The organism is Desulfovibrio sp. ZJ200 (assembly GCF_011039095.1).
In the GTDB taxonomy this organism is placed as follows: Bacteria; Desulfobacterota; Desulfovibrionia; order Desulfovibrionales; family Desulfovibrionaceae; genus Desulfovibrio.
Window position 1 is genome coordinate 1 of sequence record NZ_JAAKEH010000036.1, and the last position, 23904, is coordinate 23904.

Annotated in this window: 24 protein-coding genes; 8 read left to right on the forward strand and 16 right to left on the reverse strand. The window is 62.8% G+C overall.

The window, feature by feature from the left end:
* The 3 genes from G7Y52_RS10630 to crcB all read left to right on the forward strand — a co-directional run.
* A partial coding sequence (locus G7Y52_RS10630) for a transposase (RefSeq protein WP_165071582.1) occupies positions 1 to 287 on the forward strand: 287 nt, incomplete at its 5' end.
* 206 nt (positions 288 to 493) lie between these two features.
* Entirely contained in the window at positions 494 to 2182 is a 1689-nt protein-coding gene (locus tag G7Y52_RS10635; RefSeq protein ID WP_165071584.1) for an L-lactate permease, read from the forward strand.
* A 236-nt stretch (positions 2183 to 2418) separates the two neighbouring features.
* Positions 2419 to 2808 (forward strand): fluoride efflux transporter CrcB, encoded by a 390-nt coding sequence (gene crcB, locus G7Y52_RS10640; RefSeq protein WP_165071587.1) that lies wholly within the window; start codon positions 2419 to 2421, stop codon positions 2806 to 2808.
* A gap of 133 nt (positions 2809 to 2941) precedes the next feature.
* On the opposite strand, the gene G7Y52_RS10645 is transcribed toward crcB, so the two are convergent.
* From G7Y52_RS10645 to ispG, 8 genes are all read right to left on the reverse strand, one after another.
* Positions 2942 to 3154: a hypothetical protein gene (locus tag G7Y52_RS10645; RefSeq protein WP_165071589.1), complete on the reverse strand. Its 213-nt coding sequence runs from the start codon at positions 3152 to 3154 to the stop codon at positions 2942 to 2944.
* On the reverse strand, positions 3151 to 5055 hold the full coding sequence (dxs, locus tag G7Y52_RS10650; RefSeq protein WP_165071591.1) for a 1-deoxy-D-xylulose-5-phosphate synthase: 1905 nt from the start codon (positions 5053 to 5055) through the stop codon (positions 3151 to 3153). Before dxs ends, G7Y52_RS10645 begins: the two co-directional genes overlap by 4 nt.
* 1 nt (position 5056) lies before the next feature.
* Entirely contained in the window at positions 5057 to 5950 is an 894-nt protein-coding gene (locus G7Y52_RS10655; protein ID WP_165071593.1) for a polyprenyl synthetase family protein, read from the reverse strand.
* Complete coding sequence (gene xseB / locus G7Y52_RS10660) at positions 5947 to 6207, reverse strand: exodeoxyribonuclease VII small subunit (RefSeq protein WP_165071595.1); 261 nt, start codon at positions 6205 to 6207, stop codon at positions 5947 to 5949. Before xseB ends, G7Y52_RS10655 begins: the two co-directional genes overlap by 4 nt.
* 17 nt (positions 6208 to 6224) lie before the next feature.
* A complete protein-coding gene (locus G7Y52_RS10665) occupies positions 6225 to 7175 on the reverse strand; it encodes a M23 family metallopeptidase (RefSeq protein ID WP_165071597.1) in 951 nt (316 codons plus the stop codon).
* The gene (gene xseA / locus G7Y52_RS10670; protein ID WP_165071600.1) at positions 7165 to 8670 is read right to left on the reverse strand and encodes an exodeoxyribonuclease VII large subunit; all 1506 of its coding nucleotides are present in this window, start codon (positions 8668 to 8670) and stop codon (positions 7165 to 7167) included. Before xseA ends, G7Y52_RS10665 begins: the two co-directional genes overlap by 11 nt.
* Positions 8671 to 8693: 23 nt before the next feature.
* On the reverse strand, positions 8694 to 10448 hold the full coding sequence (locus tag G7Y52_RS10675) for a proline--tRNA ligase (RefSeq protein ID WP_165071613.1): 1755 nt from the start codon (positions 10446 to 10448) through the stop codon (positions 8694 to 8696).
* Positions 10449 to 10741: 293 nt separating this feature from the next.
* On the reverse strand, positions 10742 to 11815 hold the full coding sequence (ispG, locus tag G7Y52_RS10680) for a flavodoxin-dependent (E)-4-hydroxy-3-methylbut-2-enyl-diphosphate synthase (protein ID WP_165071617.1): 1074 nt from the start codon (positions 11813 to 11815) through the stop codon (positions 10742 to 10744).
* A 210-nt stretch (positions 11816 to 12025) separates the two neighbouring features.
* Here ispG and G7Y52_RS10685 point away from each other — a divergent pair, with 210 nt between their 5' ends.
* The 5 genes from G7Y52_RS10685 to G7Y52_RS10705 all read left to right on the forward strand — a co-directional run bounded on the left by G7Y52_RS10685 (position 12026) and on the right by G7Y52_RS10705 (position 15731).
* Complete coding sequence (locus G7Y52_RS10685; protein ID WP_241159710.1) at positions 12026 to 12724, forward strand: FlgO family outer membrane protein; 699 nt, start codon at positions 12026 to 12028, stop codon at positions 12722 to 12724.
* Positions 12725 to 12737: 13 nt separating this feature from the next.
* The gene (locus G7Y52_RS10690) at positions 12738 to 13040 is read left to right on the forward strand and encodes a hypothetical protein (protein ID WP_165071641.1); all 303 of its coding nucleotides are present in this window, start codon (positions 12738 to 12740) and stop codon (positions 13038 to 13040) included.
* An 8-nt stretch (positions 13041 to 13048) separates the two neighbouring features.
* Positions 13049 to 13657, forward strand: coding sequence for a FlgO family outer membrane protein (locus G7Y52_RS10695; protein ID WP_165071643.1), 609 nt, complete (start codon positions 13049 to 13051; stop codon positions 13655 to 13657).
* A 270-nt stretch (positions 13658 to 13927) separates the two neighbouring features.
* Complete coding sequence (ychF, locus tag G7Y52_RS10700) at positions 13928 to 15028, forward strand: redox-regulated ATPase YchF (protein ID WP_165071646.1); 1101 nt, start codon at positions 13928 to 13930, stop codon at positions 15026 to 15028.
* A 145-nt stretch (positions 15029 to 15173) separates the two neighbouring features.
* A complete protein-coding gene (locus tag G7Y52_RS10705; RefSeq protein WP_241159711.1) occupies positions 15174 to 15731 on the forward strand; it encodes a hypothetical protein in 558 nt (185 codons plus the stop codon).
* A 52-nt stretch (positions 15732 to 15783) separates the two neighbouring features.
* Here G7Y52_RS10705 and G7Y52_RS10710 read toward each other — a convergent pair whose 3' ends face one another.
* From G7Y52_RS10710 to G7Y52_RS10745, 8 genes are read right to left on the reverse strand one after another with little or no spacing between them, the layout of a single operon-like run.
* A complete protein-coding gene (locus G7Y52_RS10710) occupies positions 15784 to 16398 on the reverse strand; it encodes a histidine phosphatase family protein (RefSeq protein ID WP_165071651.1) in 615 nt (204 codons plus the stop codon).
* Positions 16395 to 17570: a DVU_1551 family NTP transferase gene (locus G7Y52_RS10715; RefSeq protein WP_165071653.1), complete on the reverse strand. Its 1176-nt coding sequence runs from the start codon at positions 17568 to 17570 to the stop codon at positions 16395 to 16397. The genes G7Y52_RS10710 and G7Y52_RS10715 overlap by 4 nt, the downstream gene beginning before the upstream one ends.
* A complete protein-coding gene (locus G7Y52_RS10720) occupies positions 17567 to 18712 on the reverse strand; it encodes a DVU_1553 family AMP-dependent CoA ligase (RefSeq protein ID WP_241159712.1) in 1146 nt (381 codons plus the stop codon). Before G7Y52_RS10720 ends, G7Y52_RS10715 begins: the two co-directional genes overlap by 4 nt.
* Positions 18709 to 20139: a radical SAM (seleno)protein TrsS gene (gene trsS, locus G7Y52_RS10725; RefSeq protein ID WP_165071656.1), complete on the reverse strand. Its 1431-nt coding sequence runs from the start codon at positions 20137 to 20139 to the stop codon at positions 18709 to 18711. Before trsS ends, G7Y52_RS10720 begins: the two co-directional genes overlap by 4 nt.
* Positions 20136 to 20603, reverse strand: coding sequence for a DVU_1555 family C-GCAxxG-C-C protein (locus G7Y52_RS10730; RefSeq protein ID WP_165071658.1), 468 nt, complete (start codon positions 20601 to 20603; stop codon positions 20136 to 20138). The genes trsS and G7Y52_RS10730 overlap by 4 nt, the downstream gene beginning before the upstream one ends.
* Positions 20600 to 21316, reverse strand: coding sequence for a DVU_1556 family methyltransferase (gene trsM / locus G7Y52_RS10735; RefSeq protein ID WP_165071660.1), 717 nt, complete (start codon positions 21314 to 21316; stop codon positions 20600 to 20602). Before trsM ends, G7Y52_RS10730 begins: the two co-directional genes overlap by 4 nt.
* Positions 21313 to 21528, reverse strand: coding sequence for a DVU_1557 family redox protein (locus tag G7Y52_RS10740; RefSeq protein ID WP_165071665.1), 216 nt, complete (start codon positions 21526 to 21528; stop codon positions 21313 to 21315). Before G7Y52_RS10740 ends, trsM begins: the two co-directional genes overlap by 4 nt.
* A complete protein-coding gene (locus G7Y52_RS10745; RefSeq protein ID WP_165071669.1) occupies positions 21525 to 23894 on the reverse strand; it encodes a pyridine nucleotide-disulfide oxidoreductase/dicluster-binding protein in 2370 nt (789 codons plus the stop codon). The genes G7Y52_RS10740 and G7Y52_RS10745 overlap by 4 nt, the downstream gene beginning before the upstream one ends.
* Positions 23895 to 23904 lie beyond the last annotated feature (10 nt).

Genomic DNA, 23904 nt, shown 5'->3' on the forward strand with positions numbered 1-23904 from the left:
CTTGCAGTCTCCTTATGGACAGAGCCTACGAAGGCAACGAAACACAACAATTGAGTCGTCGTCTGGGCTATGCGCCAGTAGTCCCTCCCCATCCCTTGCGGCGTAAGCCTTGGAATTATGACAAGGAGTTATACAAAAAACGCAATGAAGTTGAGAGATTGTTTCGACGCTTGAAGGGCTACAGGTGCATAGCAACCCGCTATGACAAGCTTGACGCCTTATTTCTTGGCTTCATTCTGTGTTTGCCCTCATTGTTGAAGGACTTAAAAAGTGTTAACAGACCCTAGTGCAGGGGGGCGCGCCGTGTTTGCAAAAAGACGCGGCGCGCCCTTGCTTTTTTGTGGTATCTTGGGTAGTACCAGAAAAGTAGTAGTGGAGTCATTTTGTGCGTTTTGTAAGGGCAAGAAAGAGGCTGGTCAGAGCGAGAAAAAGCCCGTCCGGGTAATCGTGTGCCGCCAACCGCCTCGGCTTGTCTGTAAACAGAGGAGGGCCCATGTCTATTGGAATGCTGGCGTTATTGGCGGTCATACCCATCATTGTGGCCCTGGTACTGATGGTGGGCCTGCGCTGGCCCGCCACGAGGGCCATGCCCGTGGCCTGGCTGGCCTGCGTGATATGCGGCCTAATCGGCTGGAAACTGGATGTCATGTATCTTTTGGCGCTTTCCCTGCAAGGCGTGGTCATAGCGGTGGGCGTGTTGATCATTGTCTTCGGCGCCATTCTTATTTTATACACCCTGGAAAAAAGCGGCGGCATGGAGACCATCCAGTACGGCATGCAGAATGTGAGCCGCGACCGTCGTCTTCAGGCCATCATCATTGGCTTCATGTTCGGCGCGTTCATTGAAGGCGCGGCGGGCTTCGGCACGCCTGCGGCCCTGGCCGCGCCCCTGCTGCTGGCTCTGGGCTTCCCGGCCATGGCCGCGGCCGTGATTTGCCTGGTTTTCAATTCCGTGCCCGTGACTTTCGGCGCGGTGGGCACGCCTGTCATCGTGGGCTTCGGCTTTTTGAGGGGCCCGGTGGCCGAGGCCGTGGCCGCCAAGCCCGATCTTGGCTTCAGCAACTATGAAACCTTCATCAAATCCATCGGCGAGTGGGCCACTTTTATGCATGCGCCCATGGCGATCATTATCACCATTTTCATGCTCGGCTTTCTGACCCGCTATTTCGGCACTGAAAAGTCCTGGTCCATTGGTTTTCGCGCCTGGAAATACTGCGTGTTCGCCGCGGTCTGTTTTCTGGTTCCCTACCTGCTCTGCGCGTGGCTGCTCGGGCCGGAATTCCCCGGCATGCTCGGCGGCCTGATCGGCCTGGCCGTGGTGATCTGGGGCACCAAGAAGGGCTTTTGCGTGCCCAAAGACGTCTGGGGCTTCGCGCCGCACAGCGACTGGGATCCCACCTGGTCCGGCACCGTGCCCCTGAACACCAAGACCGAGTTCCAGCCCCACATGAGTCAGTTCATGGCCTGGCTGCCCTATGTGCTCATCTGCGCCCTGCTGGTCATTTCCCGCGTGCCCCAGTTGGGCGTCAAGGCCTGGCTCTCGGCGCAAAAGCTGAGCTTCACCGACATTCTGGGCTTCAAGGGCGTGAGCGCCAGCATTGATTACCTCTATGTGCCCGGCACCTTCTTCATCGTGGTGGCCCTGTTGACCGTGCTGCTGCACAAAATGCCCGGCTCCGCGGTTTCCGCGGCCTGGTCCGAAAGCTTCCGCAAGATGAAGGCGCCGACCATCGCCCTGATTTTCGCCGTGGCCCTGGTCGCCATCTTCCGGGGCTCCGCCACCAACCCCCTGGGCGCTCCGTCCATGCCCCTGGCGCTGGCCCAGGCCGTGGCCGCGGCCGCCGGCGGCATCTGGCCCATGCTGGCCGCCTTTGTGGGTGGTCTCGGCGCCTTTATTACCGGCTCCAATACCGTATCCGACCTGATGTTTGGCGAGTTCCAGTGGAACATGTCCCACGCGCTGCATCTGCCCACGCAAATCATCGTGGCCGCGCAGGCGGTCGGCGGGGCTATGGGCAATATGATCTGCGTGCACAACATCGTGGCGGCCTGCGCGGTGGTGGGCCTTTCCGGACGTGAAGGCGAAGTGCTCAAGCGCACCTTCTGGCCTTTCCTGCTCTATGGCGTTGTGGTGGGCATCATCTGCTGGGTGCTCGTCGCGGCTAATCCCAACGTCTATTAGAGCATAGTGCTTTTGAAACGTTCGCTCCGGCGCTTCACGGCGAAAGTAAATTTCGCCTGCGCCGAGTGAGCGTCCAGACCGCGGTCTGGACGAGAAATGATGGCAGCGAAGTGATTGAAAATGAATATTTTCAATCAAAAAATGCTCTAAACTGTAACCTACGCGGTCGCGTCCGGTCTCTCCGGAGAGTGCGCGGGAGAGCCCGGGCGCGGCGGCGTAACAAAGCCGTGCCGCTCATGTTTCCATCCGTGATCGCCATTTGCGCGGGCGCTTCGGCGGGGGCGTTGCTGCGCTGGCTGCTGAGTCTTGCGCTGAATCCCCTTTTTCCCGCATTGCCTTTAGGCACTCTGGCGGCAAATCTGCTCGGGGGCTATTGCATCGGGCTTGCGGTCGGCATATTCGCCCTTCTTCCTTCCATCGGCGCGGAATGGCGTCTGCTGATAATCACCGGCTTTTTGGGCGCGCTGACCACATTTTCCACGTTTTCAGCGGAAGTAGTCAGCCTGATCCAGCAAGGCAGATTGTTCTGGGCCGCAAGCGCGGTTGTTCTGCATGTGTGCGGTTCGCTGCTGTTGACCTTTCTGGGCATAGGCACATGCGCCCTTCTGCGGCTTCTTTTTGAATAGAGCGTTTAGCTGGAGCAATTTCACTTTGAAATTGCTCTGGCGGCCGCGGGAGCGGACGCCCGCGCCGAATGAGCGTCCAGACCGCGTTCTGGACGCGAAATGATGGCAGCGCCGCTTTTGAAATTGAATAATTTCAAAAGCAAAATGCTCTAGAGCAGATTACCTTTGACTTTTTATGAAAGTCAAAGGTGGCATTCAGGCGAAAAACGCGGTTTTCGCCTGAATGTACGCCGCGTTGCGGCGGCTGCCGCTTTCGCGTCAGCAGAGCATTTTCAAAGTGAAATTGCTCTAGAACAGCCGCCAGAGCAGAGTAACCTTGAGATTGCTCCAGGGCCACAAAGCTCATGCGCGGTGAGCCAATTCCCTGATGGCCTTGGCAATGCCTTGAGCGCGCAGACCTGCCAGCTCACGCAACTCCACCTGTTTGCCGTGTTCCACAAAACTGTCGGGCAGGCCCAGACGTCGAATATGTTGCCCGCGCAACAGGCTGTTGTCATTCAAAAATTCCAGCACCGCTGAAGAAAAACCACCCGCCAGGACGCCTTCTTCCACAATCAGCAGACGATCAAAACGGCGTGCAAGATCGGCCAGTTGCTCTTCGGGCAGGGGCTTGAGCCAGACAGGGTCAAAAACCAGGGGGCTGAAGCCCAGTTCTTTTTCTGTGAGAGCCGCGGCTTCCAGGGCCGGATGCGCGCGATTGCCCACGGCAATGACGGCTATTTTCTCGCCCTGGCGCAAGATTTCGCCAACGCCCGGCGCGAGCAGGCGCGGCTCGCCCGTCAGCGGCACGCCGAAGCCGGCGCCGCGGGGATAGCGCAGGGCGCAGGGCTCTTTGCCGCCCAGAGCCGTGCGCAGGCAGTGCCGCAGCATATCTTCGTCCCGTGGCGCAAGCAGGCGAATGTGCGGAATATGCCGCAAATAGGCAATGTCGAAAACGCCGTGGTGCGTGGCTCCGTCCTCGCCGACCAGGCCCGCTCTGTCCACGCAAAAGGTCACAGGCAGATTTTGCAGACACACGTCATGGACGACCTGATCATAGGCGCGCTGCAGAAATGTCGAATAAATGGCCAGAGCCGGCCGGTATCCCTGGCTGGCCAGGCCCGCGGCAAAGGTGACCGCATGCTGTTCGCAGATGCCCACGTCCACAAAGCGATCCGGGAAGCGTTCCCTGAAGCTGCCTGTCCCTGTGCCTTCAGGCATGGCCGCGGTGATCGCAATGATCTTTTCGTCCTTTTCGGCCAGCTGCAAAAGGGTGTCGCCGAAAACCGAAGTAAACGAAGGCGCCTTGCCGCCGGAAGGGATCAGCATCCCGGTATCGGGCTCGAAGTGGCCCACGCCGTGGAACTGCGTGGGATCTTTTTCCGCCGGGGCGTAGCCCTTGCCCTTGCGGGTGCGCACATGCAAGAGCACAGGGCCGTCCTCCACGGCGGCCGCCATTTGCAAATGCCGCCGCAGAGCCGGAATATCGTGCCCATCCACCGGGCCGATGTAGGTAAAGCGGAAGGCCTCGAAAAGCATGCCCGGCGTGAAAAAGGACTTGAAGCTCCACTCGCCGCGCATGGCGTACAGAGCCAGCTTTTGCCCGATGCGCGGTATGGAGCGCAGAAACTTGAGCACTTCCTTGCGGGTCTGGCGCACCCAGCGCCGCGAAAGCGTGCGGCTCAAAAAAAGCGAGAGCGCGCCCACATTGGACGAAATGGACATCTCATTGTCATTGAGCACCACAATGAGCCGCCGCCCCATATGCCCGGCAAGGTTGAGCCCTTCAAAAGCTTCGCCCGCGGTCAGCGAACCGTCGCCGATAATTGCCAGCACATGATGATGCAGGCCGGAAAGATCGCGCGCCAGGGCCATGCCCAGGGCCGCGGAAATGGATGTGGAAGAATGCCCCACCCCAAAGTGATCATAGGGGCTTTCCGCCATGCGGGGAAAACCCGACAACCCGCCCAGGGTGCGCAAACTGTCGAAACGATCCGCCCTGCCGGTCAGAAGCTTGAAGGCATAGGACTGATGCCCCACATCCCAGATCAGTTTGTCGTTGTCCAGATTGAATGTGGAAAGCAGGGCCAGGGTCAACTCGACCGCGCCCAGGGAAGGCGCCAGATGCCCTCCGTTGCGCGAAACCACGTCAATGATGCGCGCGCGCACTTCGCTCGCCAGTTGCTCCAGTTCAGCCTCGGAGAGCGCGGCCACTTGCCCGGGCTTTGTGATGCCGTCCAGAATCGTTTTTTCTGCGGTTTGCGCCATTTCAGGCCGCCCGGTTTACTGTGTAATCGGCCAGAGCGCGCAGAAAATCCGCCTCAACTCCTGTAAAAGCCGTCAGGGCCGCCCTGGCGCTTTCAGCCTGCTCCCGGGCCAGCTTGCGGCTCTCTTCCAGGCCCAGAAGGGAAGGATAGGTGTTTTTCCCCTGCGTCGCGTCGCTGCCCGCGGGTTTGCCCAATGTGGCCGTGTCCGCAACCACATCCAGAATATCGTCGGCAATCTGAAAGGCCAGGCCCAGGGAGGCGCCGAAATCGCTTATGGCGCGCACGGCCGCGTCGTCCGCTTTGGCCAGCAGGGCTCCACAAACACATGAGGCTCGCAATAAGGCGCCGGTTTTCATGGCCTGCATGCTGCGCAACTCCTCAAGGCCGATCCCGGGCCGGCCGGTATAGATCATGTCCCATTCCTGGCCGCCCACCATGCCCGAAGATCCCGCGGCCAGAGCCAGCTCGGCCACGGCTTTGAGCACCGCGCCCGGGGCAAGGGGCGTGCGACACATGATCTCAAAAGCATCCGTAAGCAGGCCGTCTCCGGCCAGGATGGCCGTAGCCTCGTCAAAAGCCTTGTGGTTGGAAGGCTTGCCCCGGCGCAGATCATCATCGTCCATGGCCGGAAGATCGTCATGAATCAGAGAGTAGGTGTGGATCATTTCAATGGCCGAAGCAAAAGGCAGCACTTTTTCCGGCGCAAGGCCGCAGAGGGCCGCGCAACTCATGCAAAGAACCGGCCTGAGCCGCTTGCCGCCAGCCTGCAAACTATAGAGCATGGACTCCTTGAGTCGCGGGGGCAGGGGGCGATTGTCCAGACAGGTGGCGAGAAAAGCCTCCACTTCTTTGCCCCGGCTTTGCAGCAGGGTCTTCATTTCCGGCATGGGCATCATGATTGATCCGCCTTCTCCTCTGCCCCGCCGGGCAGATCGTTTACGACTTCAAGAGATTTCAGCTCGCCGTCCTGCCAGAGAGAAAGCTCGTGGCGGGCCTTTTCCAATTGCTTGCGGCAAAAGCGCGAACATTCCGCGCCTTCCTTATACAGGGCCATGCCTTTTTCAAGCGGCAGATCGCCGGATTCCAGGGCGCTGACGATTTCCTGCAAGCGGGCCATTTTTACTTCAAAAAGATTAGCTTTCGTGGGGCTCATGGCTTTGTCTCCCGAATTCAGCGGGCATTGCCGGAGGAAATGTCAGCCGCCCCGGGCTTTGCCCCTGCGACCGGAGCAGCCAGAAAGGGCTGCGGATCCACGGATTGCCCCTGCACAATGAGAGAAAGATGCAGATGCGGGCCGGTCACGCGCCCGGTTGCGCCCACCAGGCCGACAACCTGGCCTTTGCGCACGCGCTCGCCGGCTTTGACGTTGCTCTCCGACATATGCAGATAGGCGCTGAAGACCCCTTCCCCGTGATTGATATACACCGCATTGCCGGAAAAATACAAATTATCCGCCAGGGCCACTTCGCCGTCCGCGCATGCCCGGATGGGCGTGCCCTGCGCGCCGCGCAAATCCAGCCCGCGGTGCACGCTGCGCGGTTGGCCGTTGAAAACGCGCTTCATGCCGAACAGGCTGGAGACGCCGCCCGGCACAGGGCGCTCAAAGGGCAGCGTCCAGTACCGTTCCGGCAGATAGACGGAGAGAATCCGGCGCACTTTTTCGCGATCCTTTTTGATCCGCTCCTGCTGCGCGGCAGGTGGATTGACGTACTTTTTGTCCACCGTAAGCTTTTGTACCGGCCGCTCTCTGTCATACAGCGCAATAGCCATGCGCGCTTTTGCCACGCCGTCGGAAGCGCGCGACCCCGGCCCCTCGCGCCCGGACGTTACGGCAAGCTCAAGCCGTTGCGCTTTTTCATCCAGGGGCACAGGCAACAGAATAACCGCCTGCCATTGCCCGCCCGCATCCGCCGCGCGCTGCGCCGCAGCTTTGTAAGACTTGCCCCGCCAGTGAAACGTAAAGCATGTGGCAGGCTGATCGGCGGCAGCCAGCGCCAGAAAGGCATCGCCCCGGGCCGCCCTGGCCGGAGCCTCCAGACGCACGCCCGCCACTGCGCAGACATGGGTCAGAAGACACGCAATCAGTATGGGGAGTATCCGAAATAGTTTATCATGCCTCATGCAAACCATCCTGTTGATCCGAAAGCCTTTTTTTCTCAGGCTTGACGTCACTGATCACCGCGTCGACATGGCCGTCGCAGAGGCGCACCTCAATGGGCAGGCCGGGAGACGCGCTGCGTACCGAACGCAGAATATCCCCCTGTTTTGTACGCACCAGCGCATAACCGCGGCGCAAGGGCGTCAGGGGATTTTGGGCTTCCAGCGCCAGTTGGAGGCTCTCCAGCCTGCGCTCATGGCCTGCCAGCAGGTTGCGGCTCGCCGTCTGCAAACGGTTCTGCGCCAAAGCCAGCTCATGCTCCGCATCCATGATCCGGCGCGGCAGAGCCGCGCGCAGCGTTGAAGTCAGCACTTCCAAACGCGCATTGCGCATGGCCAGGTTTTCCGTAGTGAAGCTGTTCCGGCGGCATTGCTCAAGGTGCTCCCAAGCCTGTTTTTTTGCATTGAACCAGTACGCGGCCGCGCGCTGGAGATGGGAGCAAAGCCCTGTCAAGCGCTCGTCAAGGCGGGCCAGATGGCGGCCGGGCGAAAACCAGCGCAGGGCGTTTTCGTTTTCTTTGAGTTTTTGCTCCGCCCGCGCCACAAGCTGGCTCACGGCCCGTTGCAAGGCCGCATTTGCTTCGTCCAGGCGCTGCCAAAGCTCGGCGCGCAGGGGCCAGAGCAACTGGGCGGCATGGGAGGGCGTGGACGCGCGCAGATCCGCGGTCATGTCCGCAAGGGTAAAATCCACCTCATGCCCGATCCCCGCCAGGACAGGCAGGCGCGACTGAAAAACCGCAGCAGCCACTTCTTCCTCATTGAAAGCCCAGAGATCCTCCAAAGAGCCGCCGCCCCGGATCAGCACAATGGCCTGGGCCCAGCCCTGGGCGTTGGCTTCGGCCAGGGCCCGCGCAATCTCCGGCGCGGCGTCCCCGCCCTGGACCAGAACCGGGAAAAGTCGAATCTGCGCGCCGCTGCCCCGGCTTTGCGCCAACTCCAGGAAGTCGTGAATGGCCGCGCCTGTGCGGGAAGTGATCAGCGCCACCCGCTGCGGATCCCGCGGCAAAGGGCGTTTGCGTTCCCGGCTGAAATAGCCGAGGTCGGCCAGCTTTCGCTTGCGCTCTTCAAAAGCCTGGGCCAGCAGGCCCAGGCCCGCGGGTTGGATCAGTTCAATCAACAATTGGTACTGGCCGCGCGGCGCATAGACGCTGAGCCGCCCGGCGCACAGCACATCCAGGCCGTTACTCAGAAGTTCCTGAGCCGCGGGCCGGGGTTTGTCGAAAACCTCGCCGGTAAGCGGATCAAACTGCCTCCCCTGGTCAGGCTCTCGCTGCTGGGACCTGAACCAGACGCACTGCAACTGCGCGTCCTGATCCTTGAGGCTGAAATAGATATGCCCGGAACCGGGACGCGAGAGATTGCTCACCTCGCCGCGCACCCAGACAAAAGGAAAGCGCGCTTCCAGGCTTTTACGCAAGAGCTCCGTGAGCTCCCGGACCGTCAGAATGCCGTCCCGCATAGTTCAGCGGCTCCGGCAGAGGCTCAAAGCGCAGGGCCGGATCGCTCAGGCCCCTGCTGCTTTTCCCAGCCGTTGCGCACCGCCGCGGCCCAGGCCGAAAAATCCCGGGCCAGGTTTTCCACGGAAAGCTCCCCTTTTTCGCCGCTGCGGCGATCCTTGCATTCCACAATGCCGCGCGCGAGGCCTTTGCCGCCCACAACCAACTGCATGGGCACGCCCAGGAGGTCGGCATCCTTGAATTTGACCCCCGGCCTCTCATCCCGGTCGTCCAGCAAGACATCGACGTCCATTTCCCGAAGCAAGGCGTAGATTGCTTCAGCCCTGGCGTTGACTTCGGCGTTGCGCGGATCAAGATTGAGCAGAATGCAGGTAAAGGGAGCCAGCGGCGGCGGGAACACAATGCCGTTTTGATCATGGTTCTGTTCAATGGCGGCAGCGGCCACGCGCGAGACGCCAATACCGTAACAACCCATGATCATTAGTTTTTCCTTCCCGGTTTCATCCAGAAAGGCCGCATGCATGGCCTCACTGTATTTAAGGCCCAGCATGAAGATGTGCCCCACCTCAATACCCCTGGTAAGTTCAATGCGGCCGCCGCAACGCGGGCAGACATCCTCCGGGGTGATGGCGCGCAGATCCGCCCAGGCCGTGATTGTTGCGTCGCGGCGCAGGTCCACATGCCTGAAATGGGCGTCAGCGGCGTTGGCCCCGACAATGTAATCCGTGCCCCCCTGCAATTCAAAATCCGCGTACACGGGCACGGACAGGCCAATGGGGCCTGCAAAGCCCACCGGCGCATGGGTCAGGCCTTCCACCACGGCGGCCCCGGCCAGTTCCGCATCCTGCGCCTTGAGCAGATTCTTGAGCTTGACGGCATTGACCTCGCGGTCGCCGCGCACCAGCACGGCAACGGTTTTGCCGTCCACAGTCAAGAGCATGGTTTTGACGATGCTCGCGGCAGGCGCATGCAGCATGTTTGCCACTTCTTCCACGCTGTGCGCACCCGGGGTAGCGACTTTTTCGCAAGGCGGGCAGGCGGCGGCGCATGCTTCGCCCTGCCAGGTCACTTCAGCGCGCTCCACGTTGGCCGCGTAATCGCAGTTATGGCAGAAGGCGATGGTGTCCTCGCCGGTATCGGCCAGGACCATGAACTCATGGGAGAAATTGCCTCCGATGGAGCCGGTATCGGCTTCAACGGCCCTGAACCTGAGGCCCAGGCGGCTGAAAATGCGGGTATAGGCGTCGTACATCAGTTTGTAGCTCTGCTCCGCGCCCGCGCTGTCGGCGTCAAAGGAATACGCGTCCTTCATCATGAATTCGCGGCCGCGCATCAGGCCGAAGCGGGGGCGGATTTCATCGCGGAACTTGCTCTGGATCTGGTAGAGACGCACCGGCAGTTGCCGGTAGGAACGCACTTCGCCGCGCACCAGATCCGTGATCACTTCCTCATGCGTGGGGCCCAGGCAATACTCGCGCTCATTGCGATCTTTAAAGCGCAAAAGCTCCTTGCCGTAGTGCTCCCACCGGCCGGTCTCTTTCCAGAGATCCCCGGGCTGAACCATGGGCATGAGCAATTCCTGAAAACCGGCCGCGTTCATCTCTTCGCGCACGATCCCGGCGATTTTTTCCATGACCTTGAGGCCCAGGGGCAGATAAATATAAAGCCCGGAGGTGAGTCGGCGCACCATGCCGGCGCGCAGCAAAAGCTTGTGACTGATCACCTCGGCGTCTGCCGGGGATTCCTTGAGCGTGGGAATGTAACAGGAGCTGAAGCGCATGGATTTTGCATCCTTTACATGAAGTTTTACCGCGCGGCGCAACGGCGTGAGCAAGCCGCAACGACCGGAGCGCATTCCGTGAAAAACCACGCTGTTCCACGGCATGACAACGTTGAAATTTGTAAAGTTTCAAAGCTTATCCGGTCTAAAGAATTTTTTGATTGAAAATATCCATTTTCAATCACTTCGCTGCCATCATTTCGCGCCCAGAGCGCGGTCTGGACGCTCATTCGGCGCGGGCGCCAGCTAACGCTGTCGCCAGAGCGTTTAGCTAATTTCATTAGCAAAACGCTCTAAAGGCCGCCTTTTTCATCCAACAGTCTTTGCAGCTCTTCCATAAAGGCAGCGAGCAGGGCCTCCTGGCCTCTGATCGAGCGGATGACTTTGCCCTTGCGGAAGATGATGCCTTTGTCCCGGCCTCCGGCCAGGCCCAGATCCGCCTCGCGCGCCTCGCCCGGGCCGTTGACCACGCAACCCATGACCGCGACCTTGATGTCTGCGGTGGACCCGGCCAGTCGATCCTCCACGGCGCGGGCCAGGCTGAAGAGATCGATTTCCGTGCGGCCGCAGGTGGGGCAGGAAATGATTTCCGGCCCGCGCGAGCGCAAGCCCAGCGCGCGCAAAATTTCCCAGGCCACACTGACCTCTTCGGTCGGATCGGCGGTCAACGAAACCCGCATGGTGTCGCCGATGCCCTGGTGCAGCAAAATCCCGATGCCTACGGAAGATTTGACCGCGCCGCGCACAAGGCCGCCCGCTTCCGTGATGCCGATATGCAGGGGATAGTCGCAGGCCTCGGACAGCAAGCGGTATGCCACTATGGTATCCGGGACCGAAGAGGATTTGAGCGAAATCTTGATGTCGTAAAAACCCCGGCCCTCCAGCAGACGCACATGCCCCAGGGCGCTTTGCACCAGGGCCTTGGGGCAAGGCCCTCCATACTCCTGGAGCAGGCGCTTTTCCAGAGAGCCGGAGTTGACGCCCACACGGATCACCGCCTTGTGGGCTTTGGCGGCATCCACCACTCTATCCACATGCGCTTTCGGGCCAATATTGCCGGGGTTGATGCGCAGGCCTTCGAGCCCTGCCTCCAGTGCGGCAATTGCCAGACGGTGATCAAAATGAATGTCCGCGATCAGCGGCAGGGACGTGCCGCTGCGGATGGCGGGCAGAGCCCTGGCGGCCGTTTCGTCCGGCACGGCCAGGCGCACGGCTTCGCAGCCGCGTTCCGCAAGGCGCGCGATCTGCGCCAGGGTTGCCGCAACGTCGCGGGTATCGGTATTGGTCATGCTCTGCACCATGACCGGCGCGCCGCCGCCGATGGTCAGCCCGCCCAGCCTGATGGCGCGGGTTTGTGTCTTGCGCATCTCCGGCTCCCACAAAAAAACTGCCTGTCAGCTCTCTGCCGCCCTGTTCCACGGCAAAAAAACCTTGTAAGCTATTTCCGGGCGCAAGCCAAGCCTGCGCCTGGAACGTATCTTGCATATATTTATCGGGAACGATCGGGAAAAACATGCGGCTTTTTCGGCAATCACACTCAAGTTCCGGGCCGCGCCGACGATAAGAAAAATACTACCGTGATTGAGGTCACTATGCACAGTCTGTTGCGCCTTTTGCTGCTCTGCGCGCTTCTGCTGCCGCTTTTGCCGGGCTGCACAACAACGCCCGCGCCCAACGATCCCGCATATGTGGACGCTGTGGAGCTGAAGCTTAAATGCCGCGAACTGGCGGATCAGATGCTGGCCACCATGCCCAATGACGCAATTCAGGGTTTTGTGGCCATGCCCACGTCTTTTGTGGATCAAAACAACACCTCCCGCAGTTCCCCGCTGGGCAGGCTGCTGGGCGAGGCCATGTTCTACGAGTTCAACCAGCGCGGCTTTCCCACGCGCGAATACCGCCTGACCGGCCATATCTCGGTGGCGGGCGGTCGCGACGATCTGGCCTTGGCGGCCAGTCAGCTCGTATCCACCCAGGGCCAGAAATGGGCTGCCCTGGTCGTGGGCACCTATTATGTCGACAAGGACGCCACTTTCGTCAATGCCCGGCTGGTGCGCGCCGATGACGGCCTGGTGCTGCGCACCGGCCAGCTTGTGCTGGTCAACACGCCGATCATCGCGCGCATGGGCAAATCCGACCCGGTGACTCCCAGGGCCGTCGCCGTGAAACCGGCCGCCGTTACGCCGGCCAGGCAACGGCAAGGCCTGTATCCTTCATTGTATACGCCCGCAAGCTCCATCAGCAGCGGCAGCATACCCATCAAGCAAGGCAAATAATGCCGGAACAGCCATGCGATACGCACTTGTTTTTTCTCTCATGCTCTGGATACTGCCGATCCTTTTTTCTCCCCTCCCGGCCCAATCGCTTTCCGCTCACGAGGAACAGGTCCCAAGCGCCCCGCCTCTCAGGCTGGGGCCGGACATCAGCGCCCAATATCTGGAGCAGGCCCGCGCATACAGAGCACAGGGCCGCTATGAGCTGGCGCGCCAATCGTATGCCCAGGCGCTTTCCACCTGCCAGTCGAGTGAAGCTCTGGCCGTGATCAAACACGAGCTGGGCGGAGTTGAACTTCTGTTGCGCACCATGCGCTGAGGTCTGACATGAGCCGTTTTATTGTCGTTATTCTGGTTTTTGCCGCCCTGCTTTTTCCGCTGACCGCCGCGGCCATAGGCACCGTGCCCAAAGCGGCCAACAGCATTGCCGAGCAACTGGATGCGCAACTGATGATGCGCTATGCGGGCAATGATCCGGACATCGACAAAAAGCAAAGCGCCGCCCTGGCCCGGGCCAGGATCATGATCATGGGCACCACCCCGGCCAATTTGAACAATCTGGAAAAATCCTCCCCCCTGGGCCGCCAGATGACGGAAGAAATTTCCCGTTGGCTGATCAACGCCGGCTATCGCTATCAGGAATTGCGCAAAGGGCGTTATATACGCTTTGACAGGCGCACGGGCGAATTCATCCTGACCCGCAACGTGCGCAAGCTCGCCAGAACCGTGGGCACAAGCCAGGCCGTGCTGGCCGGAACCTATGTGGTCAGCAGCGAGCAGGTGCGGTTCAGCATCAGCCTTCTTCACACCACCAGCAATGAAGTGCTGGCCAAGGGCACGGCCACAGTGCCCATTACCGATGATCTGCTGCCCCTGCTTGAGGATCCGCTCCCCGGCAGCGGTTACATGCCTACGGTATACACCCGCTTGCAGTGATTGTCGCAGCGTCTTGCCGCCTCTGGCGGCAGGCGCGAACCGAAAGGGTATCGACTGCCCCGCTCCAGGTTCGCAGCGGCGTCTTTTTGCCCATCAAAAGACGCCACTTGCGAACCCTGTGCGGGGCTTTACATTGGCGGCCGCATACGATGTGTCAGCCCTGCCGCGCCCGGATCGCATTCTCGACATTTCATTCTGAAAATGCTTTAACGCTCCGAGGCATGCGAAGATTTCGCATATCAACATACGTCATACATTCAAGGAGTCGTCATGGCGCTCAGCATCGGTATTGTGGGCTTGCCCAATGTAGGCAAATCCACCCTGTTCAACGCATTGACCAAAGCCCAGAACGCCCAGGCCGCCAATTACCCTTTTTGCACCATTGAGCCCAACAAAGCCACCGTGGCTGTGCCGGACGCGCGCGTGGACGCGCTTTCGGCCAAGGCCAGGCCGCAAAAAACCATCTACGCCAGCGTGGACTTTATTGATATTGCAGGCCTGGTGCGCGGCGCGAGCAAGGGCGAAGGGCTGGGCAATCAGTTTTTGGCCAATATTCGCGAATGCGCGGCCATTGTTGAGGTGGTGCGTTGCTTTGAAGATGAAAACATCGCGCATGTGGACGGCGACGTGAACCCTTTGCGCGATATCGAAACCATTGAGACTGAGCTTCTGCTGGCCGATTTGCAGAGCGTGGAAAAGCGCCTTGAAAAACTGCAAAAAATGGCCAAGGGCAGCAAAGACGCCAAAAACGCGGCCGCAATCATGCAGGACTTGCTGGCGCATCTCAATGAGGGTAAAGCCGCGCGCGTTTTTCCCCTGCCCGACAATGAGGCCTTTTTGACCTCCTGGCGGGAACTGGGCTTGCTGACGGCCAAGCCTGTGATCTATTGCGCCAATGTGGACGAGGCCGCCCTGGCCCACGGCAACGCCCATCTGGAAGAAGTGCGCGCCCTGGCCGGGCAACGCCGGGCGGGCTTCACCTGCATTTGCGCCAAACTTGAAGAAGAACTTCAAGGTTTGTCTGACGAGGAACAAGCGGAAATGCTAACTTCCTACGGCATTACGGAAAGCGGGCTGGCGCGGATCATTCATACCGGTTACGCCACGTTGGGCCTGTGCAGCTATTTTACTGCCGGGCCGGATGAAGTGCGCGCCTGGACCATTCGCCAGGGGTGGAAAGCCCCCCAGGCCGCGGGTGTGATTCATACGGATTTTGAGCGCGGCTTCATCAGAGCCGAAGTCATCTCCTTCGAGGAGTACATGAGCCATGAAAACGAAGCAGCATGCCGCGCTGATGGCGTGCTGCGGGTGGAAGGCAAGGACTATGTGGTGCGGGATGGCGACGTGATGCACTTTTTGTTCAATGTGTAGAACGCGCTGCATTTGCAGTAACATTGCCGCCTTCTTCATATTTGACATGTCTTGCGCATTGGGGATAAGCGAAAGACGTGCGGCGCACTGCACAATGCAGCCGGGCGAATGTTGCAGGCCGTTGTTTATAACGTCATGGAAGGATATGAGCATGCAGAAAGGCTTCTGGCATTATCTTGAACTCTGGCGCGAGCGTTTTCCACGCCCTCGCCCGCTGCAATGGCGCGGCCACTGGCTGGAAAACCCCTACTGCCAGGATTGCCGCTATTGCTGTGGCCCGCAGGATTCCAACACCCCCTTTCCCATGGCTCTGCTGCCAAGTCAGCTCCGCCCCAATCTTGACGAGGACTTTTATCTGCTCAATGCGGACACGGCCTATCTGGACGCGCGCGGCTGCAAGGCCGATACGAATCACGGCTGCCGCCTGCCGCACGCGCAACGGCCCGTGGCCTGCGGCCTGTTCCCGCTGGTGCTGGTCAACGGCAGTCTTTATCTCTACAAAACCTGCCCGGCCGTGATCTTTACGCCGCTGGAGCAGCTCGCGGCTCTTGGTCTGGAGGCCGGGCGCTGGCTGACCGGCTTCAGCCTTGAGAATCTTCGCCACATCTCCCTGGATCTGTCCGAGCAGACCCTTGCCGAACGCTATATTTCCCTGAGCATCGGCATTTTTGATGCAAAGGGCGCGCGCCTGGATCTGCGCTGAGCCTGGCGGGCGGGAGCCTGCCGGATCGCGCGGGCGGAACCGCGGCAAAGAGCTACCATCCGGGCAAAAAAGCGCGGCAGGCATAGGGCTGCGGAATGCGCAGCGCTTCGCTCAGGGGCAGGGCCAGATAGCGGGCCAGCAACGTCCGGTTCAAGCCCGCATGGCCCGCCAGCAGCAGTTGCCCTTCAGGGTAGCGGGCCCGCCAGCGGGCCAGGGCCGCCAGGGCGCGGCGCTGCACATCAGCGAAACTCTCGCCTCCCGGCGGTCGGAATTGGGCCGGATCTTTGCCGCGCCGCTCGTATTGGCCGGGGAAGGCCTGCCGCACCTCCCGGGGTGTCAGTCCCTGCCAGGAGCCGAGATTGATTTCCCGCAAGTCCGCGTCCGCATGCAGTGGCACTGACGGCCCGTCAGATGCGCGCTTTTTCTCGGCTCCGGCTGCCCAGGCTGCCGCATTGGCAATAATCGCCGCGGTCTCCCGGCAACGCTCCAGATCAGAGGAAAGGATAGCCGCCAGCGCGCCGCTTTTCAAAACAGGCGCGAAATCACGGGCAAGCCCCCGGATCTGCGCGCGTCCGGCTTCGCTCAGCGGCAGATCGCGCGCGCCCACGAAGCGGCGCTCCGGATTGGGCGGCAAAGCCCCGTGGCGCACCAGCCAGAGACCGCTCACAAGCGCCCTTCCGTGCCGCTGAGGTCGGCCAGAACCCGCCGCGCTATGCGCGCGGGTTCCTGCCCCATCTCGCGGGCAAGACGCGCCTCCAGTGTCCGGGCCCGCCCCAGGCGCGCCCGGATGGCCGCGCAGGCCTCGGCGTCAGCGGCATAGAGCGCCAGTTTTTGGCCGAAGCGTTGCTCAAGGCTGACAAATTCTTTGCCGCGGCAGTATTTGTCGGCCAGATACACCACTTCCCGCTCGCCCACAGGGCATGCCGTTGGCAGAGAAAGATCGCGGTGATCAACTGCCAGCGCGGCCATAACCGGCAGCCCCAGGCCGCGCAGCAAACGCCCGGCCGCGGCCTCATGCCCGGGCTGGCCCTTGCAGATGTCGTGCAGCAGGCCGCCGGCCAGAGCCAGAGAGGGATCAATGCCCGGCGCAGACCCCCGGGCCGCGCGGCTCTCTTGCAGGGCCAGAGCCAGACCCTGCGCCACGGCCCCCACCGCCTCGGCATGGCGCAGCCCTTTTTCGGGGATGCCCCGCTCGCGCAGCAGGCGGCGCGCCTCGGCGGGCGCAAGGGCCCCACGCCGCGCGGCCAGGCCCCGCAGACGCGCATAATCTTCGGGCCTGTCCATGTCTTCAAGAACAAAGGAATCGGCGACCTCCACCAGCCGCCGCGGCAAGGCTGCCAGCGCCCCGCGCAGACCGTCCCCGCCCTGGTAGTTGCAGATAGTTTTCGCAAAAGCCGCGGGCAACAGGGGCGGATGCCCCTCCCTGCCCTCAAAGCCGGGGATCAGGACCGCGCGCGGCAGAGCCCGCGCCTCCTCCAGCAAGGCCCGCACGGTCAGCGGACGAACCAGGGGCACGTCCGCCGGATGCACGAATACCCGGTCGCAATCCGCGGCCACAGCCCGCAGCCCCACGCGCACCGAAGAAAACATGCCCTGCTCCGGCTCGGGATTCCGCGCCGTCACAAGGTTCAGACAACGGGCCGCCGCCTCCACCTCTGCCGCGTGATGGCCGCTGACCACAAGAATATCCCGCACTCCGGCCTCACGGTACAGGCGGGCAAGACCTTCCAGAGCCGGGCAATCCCGACCGCCCGGCAGCAAGGGCAGGGGCAGGAGGGCTTTGATTGCCTTCATGCGTGAGGCCTGCCCGGCGGCCAGCACTACCGCGCAAATTTTCACACAGCCCCCTCAATGGCCGCTCGCGCGGCGATCCGCGCCTGTGCGCCTTTGGCTGGATGCGCAAGACGCATTTGCGCCGTTCCGCCGGAGCCGACCCACTCCAGACGCCCCAGAACCGGTCCGAGGCGGCGCAAGGGACTGCCGCAGGCGCAGGGGCCCGGCAAAAGCGCGGCCACGTCGCCGGTGCGGTACCGGATCAGGGGCATGGCCTCGCGGTCAAGCGTGGTGATCACCACTTCGCCCGCCTCTCCAGGCGGCAGGGGCGCGCCGCTGGCCGCGTCCACGATTTCCGCCAGCACGTCCAGCTCGCGCAGATGATAGCCGTCGTGAGCCGCGCACTCCACGGCGCAGCCGAAAGCCGTTTCCGTGAGGCCGTAGTGATCCAGCAGCGCGCAGCCCCAGGCATGGCGCACGCGCCGGGCCAGGCCGGGATCAAGACGATCCGCGCTGGAAAGGACGCCGCGCAGACCCGGCGGCCCCTGTTCGGGAAAAATGCGCAAAAGCAGGGCCAGTTGCGCGGGCGCGGCCACCAGACAATGCGGCGCGAAGTTCCTGAGCCAGCGGCGCAGATGGTCGGCATCGCCCCATATATGCCGGTCAGGAGCGTGATCCGCCCCGGAATGCGCCCCTGCCGGCGGGGGAACAGCCACGGCCACGCCCAGGGCAGCCAGAGCCTGCCGCAAAAGATCCGCCACGCCGTCAGGCCGCTCCGCGCCGGGCAAGAGCACAGCCAGGCGCTGGCCCGGCCCCACCAGTTGGCTCATGCCTGCCCGGAAAAAATCGCGGGTGCGGGCCAAATCCCGATCCGTAAAGGCCAGACGCTTGGGGCTGCCCGTGGTGCCTGAGGTTTGCAGGGTGACCATGCGCCGCACTTCGCCCTGCGAGACACAGAGAAAATCGCGCCAGTTGCGCAAATCAGAAGGCTGCGTAAACGGCAGGCAAGGCAGATCTTCCGGGCCGCGCAGGTTGAGATCGCACTGCGCCAGCCGCCGCGCGTAAAAAGCGCTGCGCTCCAGAGCATAGCGCAACGTGCGGCGCAGGGCCGCAGCCTGAGCCTCGCGCAAACGCGCGGCCAGTTGCCTCGGCTCCCGCGCGCCGCAGGCCCGGGCAAGCCAGAGATCCAGAAGCGAGGGTCCGCTCATGCCCACGGCTCTCCGTACAACCGCGTTCCGTCACGGGCCGTAAGATTGTGCAGACAAAAGGGAATCAGGCGCCCGTCGGGACGGACCACATGGATGCAACAGCCGCGCACCCGTTCCAGATCCAGGTTGAGCGCGTCCTGAAAGGCCATGCCCGAAACGGTGAAGCGCTGCCCGGCTCCGGCCTCGGCCAGAAATCGGTTGAAATCGCCCCCCGCGCCCGCTTCGTCCTTTACGCCGCCCATGCCGAGCAGGCCCGCGCCCTTCCAGTGCAGGGCCACAAATTGCCTGGCTTTGCGCGCGCCTTCGGCCGCCGGGGGAGGCAACGGCGAACAGCAGCTCCTGTTGCCGTCGGGCAGCCATTCCAGATGGGCGCTTGCCCGCTTCCCGGCTTCTGCCCGGCCGGGCCGGCTCTGCGTGCTCACTCTGCGGTACAGCGCGCTGAAAGAACACAAGGCATGTTCACAGCCCGGCGGATGAAAATGCGCGGCCCTGACCAACTCCGGCGCCTGGCGTTCCAATGCGGCCATGATTTCGGGCAAGGTGAGCCGGGGCGCGTTTTCCAGGGGCCAGGGATAGCGCCCGAAGGAGGAAACAGGCTGAAAGTGCAGTCCGCGTACCGCAGGCCCCAGCGCAAGCGCAAGGCGCAGCAAGTCCCCCATTTCGCGATCATTGACGCCGCGGGCCACAGTGGCCACCAGCACCACGCCCAGGCCCGCGGCCGCGCAGTGTTCCACCGCGCGGCGCTTCAGATCCAGGCAGGGCCTGCCGCGCAGGGTTTCAAAAACAGCCTCGCTGACGCCGTCCCATTGCAGATAAACCGAATCCAGCCCGGCCTCGCGCAGCCGCGTTGCATAGCCTTCTTCACGGCCCAGGCGCAGGCCGTTGGTATTGAGCTGCACCAGTCCGAAGCCGCGCTCCTGCGCAAGGCGGAGAATGGCGGGCAAATCCTCGCGCGCTGTGGGCTCCCCGCCGGAAATCTGCACATTGCAAGGGCCTGAAACGCTTCTGAGGCTATCCAGTTGCGCGGCCACAACGGCAAGCGGCGGGTCCGGGGGCAGCGCAGGCGCGCCCGCCCCGGCATAGCAGACCGGGCAGGACAAATCACAGCGCATGGTCACTTCCACCAGGCCGGTGCAGGTATGCTGGGCATGCAGGCGGCAGAGCCCGCAGTCAAAGGGGCAGCCGCGCCGCACGGTCGTGCCGGGGTGAGCCGGATACGAAGGGCTTTTGGGCCGCGACCAGTTTTCAAAAAGCGGCGCGTTCTCCAGGCCGGGCCCCTCGCGCCAGACCGGCGCGCTGAACGGGCCGTGCTCCGGGCAGGTCTTGCGCAGCACAACGTCCCGGCAATCCCCGCCCACGCGCTGGTAAACGGCCTCCACGCGGCGCAGGCAGACGGGGCAGAGGCTTTGGGTGCGGCGCAGGCTCATGATGCGGCGGTCACATCCAGGTCATAGCTTTGCAGCAGTTCCAGAATCTTTTCCCAGCATTCGGCCAGCAGATCGCCGCAGGCCGCGGCATCCGGCGCGCCGCCGGTCTCGCCGCCCGCAACGGCTCCCAGCCCGGCCGCGATACAGCCGCAAGCCGTGCCGCCGTAGGGATTGACGCGCTCATAAAACCACAGGGCGTAGTCATTGAGCATGGGCGTGAGCATGGGATGCGCGGTTTCACTGTCCGCGCCCTTGCCGGCGGCAAGGGCCAGGGCGCAGGCCCCGCCGGTGAGCAGGCCGCAGGGCCCGTCGGACTGGCCGATGCCGTGGCAGAGGCCGTGCATGGCGCGCACCAGGTCGGGATTTTGCCGGTCCCGCCATTGCAGCATGAGCAGGATCAGCAGTTGGCTGCAGCAATAGCCCTGGCGCACCAGGGGCAGGAGTTCCAACATCAGGGGATTCATTGCGGCTCCTTTTGCGCTATCCACAGCCCGTAGCCCAGCGCGCGGCCTCCCTTGCAGGCACAATGCGCGGCCCGGCGCTCCGGTCCCGGCGCGTCCGCGACATCGTACCAGATCAGGCGTGCCGCCAGCTCGGCCAGGGCCCGGCTGTGATCTTCAAAATAATGAAGAAAAAAACCGGCCCGCGCAAGCAGCCTTTCCCACTCCTCGCGCGCACGGGCTCCGTCCGCGCAGGAGAATCGAGCCTCGGAGCAACGCCCTGCTCTGCCGGAAGATCCGTTCCCCCCAGGCGCGCGCAAAAAAAGATCGCTGACAAGCAGCGCGCCGCCGGGCCGCAAGACCCTTCGGCAGCCGCGCAGCGCGGCACAAGGATCGTGCAGCAAAGAAAGCACGCACTCGCAGAGCACAGCGTCCACGCTGCTGTCCGCCAGGGGCAGACAGGAGGCGTCGGCTTGCAGCGCGTTTCTGCCCGGCATTCGCTTCGGCCATGCCGCATGGGCGTTGCGATCCAGGCCCAGAGCGCGGTAGCCTTCCCGGGTCAGGAGCTCCAGGCTTGCGCCACGGCCGCAGCCCAGATCCAGGACAAGGGAGCCGCGTTTCAGGCCGCAACGCTCCGCGCAAAGCGCAAGGCAGCGCCGGGTCAGTCCCGGGCCGCCGGGCCGCCAGAAATCCCCTGCCACGCGCTGAAAATCGCGCTGTTCCCACAAAGGGCTCATTTGTCTTCCAGCAAGGCTTCCACTTCCAGCATCCTGCCCTGGGCCAGTGACCTGGGCACCAGGGTCAGCCCGCATTTCGGGCAACGTGGAAGATACACGTCAAATGCGCTGTTCAGATAGAATGCCTGCACCTTGGCCTGTTCCAGCGGGCAGCGGCATTGGCCGCACACCCACTGGCCCGCGTCCGGCGGATAATTGGGCCCCATGCTCATGCGCTCTGCCCTCCCCGGTTCTGGCCGCTGTCCGCCATGCAGCCGCTCTGGCCGCCGGAACCGGGCACCTGCATCCGGTGGCACCAGGCGTCATGCAGCACCAGCGCGCCGTCTTCATTGCTGTATTCAGCCCAGAAGGTAACATGGCGCGGCCGCCAGGACGCCAGCCAATGCCCGTTTTCCAGATTCTGAAAGCGTCCGCCCCCGGCTTCGGCGGCAGCCACGGCCCCCTCCACGTCCGAAAGCAGAATATGCCGCTCTTCCAGGCGCGCCAATGTTTCCGGGGGCACATGCACAATGGCGGGCGCGGCTTCGTCCGCCTCTGTTCCCAAATATGCGCGCATCAGCCCGCGGCGCAAGGCGGCCCGGTTGGCCCGGCGCGCGGAAAGACCCGGGCCTTTTTGCGTCTCATCCGCGGCGCCCTGATCCGGAAACAGCAAATCCAGCAGATGACGGCAGTTTTTACCGTCCGCAACCAGCCTGTCCCGGCACATGATGCAGGAAGCCAGGGCCGTGTGCGGCAGCCCGGCGGCGCGATGTTCGCTCATGGCCCGCGCCAGATCGGGCTGCGCGCACCAGACAAGGCCGCCGTAGCCGCAACAGGCCGTTGTCGCGCCGGAAAGGCGGGGATCTTCCAGACGCGCGCCGCATTTACGGGCCAGGCTGCGCACGGCGGTCAGCCAGGCCGCGTCCCCGCGGGCCGTGCAGGGATCATGGATCGAAAATACTTCCGGCAAGGCTTGCGTGGATGCTTTTGGCAAGGGCAGGCCGTCCAGCACTTCCCAGACGGAAAGCGCTTTGGCCTCGGGCAGGGCGTCGCGCAATGCGCTCAAGCAGGAAGAGCAGGCCGCCATGATGTGAGGGCGGCCCAGTTGCTCCCACTGCTCCGCGAGCCGCGCCACATGCTCCTTGAAAAGCGTTTCACGACCTGCCCAGCGCGCCGGAATCCCGCAGCAGGAAAGCAGCAGGGCCACGCCTGCCCTTTGCCCGGCCTGATCCTTCAGCGCGTCCCGCATATAGGCATAGAGCGCGGCCACCTGCTCCCCGCGCGAGGCCGCCAGTTGGCAACCGGGAAAGAAGAGCCAGGATGCGGGGCGTCCCTGGGGCAGGGAAACATCCGGCAGGGCCAGGGCGCACTCGGGACCGGAGGCGCTTTCCATGTCTTCAAGCGCGAACTCATGGGCCGAGGGCGGCATGAAGTCGCGCTCCACCATATCCCGGCGCGCGGAAAGGCAGAGTTCCGCCATGGAGAAATTTTCAGGGCAGAGCTCCTGGCACTGGCCGCAGAGCGCGCAGCCGTTGACCAGGGCATTGGCTGTATGCAGGCCCTTGACGATGGAGGCGTTATTGTAGATCTGGCGCGCATAGACCCGGGGATAGCCTTTGTATTTCTGGAGATACGCGCATTCCCGGACGCAGATCAGACATTCGCACTGCAGGCAGCGGGCCGCCTCCCTGGCAGCCTCATTTTCCGTATATATCTCTGCGGCGGGTTCCACGCGCGGCTCAGGCTCCATGCCCTCCAGGGAGGTGTGCAACGGACCCTGCTCTTTTTCGCGCGCGGCCGTCAATGAGACGCCGCCTGCCAGCCGCTCCAGGGTCTGCGCGGCGCGACGCCCCTGCCCCGCCTGTGCTGAGGCCGAGGCATAACGATGGCCGGTGGCAGTGACGCTGAGCCATCCCGCGCAACATATTTTGCCCCGCCAATGCAGGGTGGCAGCATCTATTGCGCTCTCGGGAGGGGCCAAAGCCTGCGCTGCATCCGCGTCGATCAGCACGCCGTCGAATTCCGTTTCAGCGCGCTCCGCCAGGGCGGCGTCCAGAACAGCCTCGCGGAAAAGCACCTGGCGGCGAGCCAGCATCTCCCGATCAGCCGCCAGAGGATCTTGTCCGGTCTCGGCATCTTTTTTCAGAGCCGGATAGCGATCCCGCAAAAATTTCCACGCTTCTCCCTGGTGGAAAACAGTGACCGGGTAGCCCTTGGCCGCCAGATCATGGGCGGCGGCCAGACCGGCCAGGCCCGCGCCCAGGACGGCCATGCGGAACCGTTTGCGCGGCATGGGCAGCAGGCGTTTGCTCTGCTCGCCTGTTGTCACGCAGGCCAGCTCCAGGGCATGGACGGCAAGGCTGCCGCCCAGATCCAAACGCAGGCAGACGTTTTCGCAAGGGTGATCGCAGATGCGCCCGATGATGCCCGGCAAGGGCAAATGCCGTTCCAGAACCTTACGGGCTTCAGCGGGCTTTTTTTCGGCCATGCGGGCCATGAAAGCGCGCACGTCCAAATGGAACGGGCAAGCGGCCCGGCAGTGCGGCGGGCTTTCCTGCGTGCAGCGGGCTTCAATCTCGTGGAGGCGACGTTGATCCATATCCGTTTAC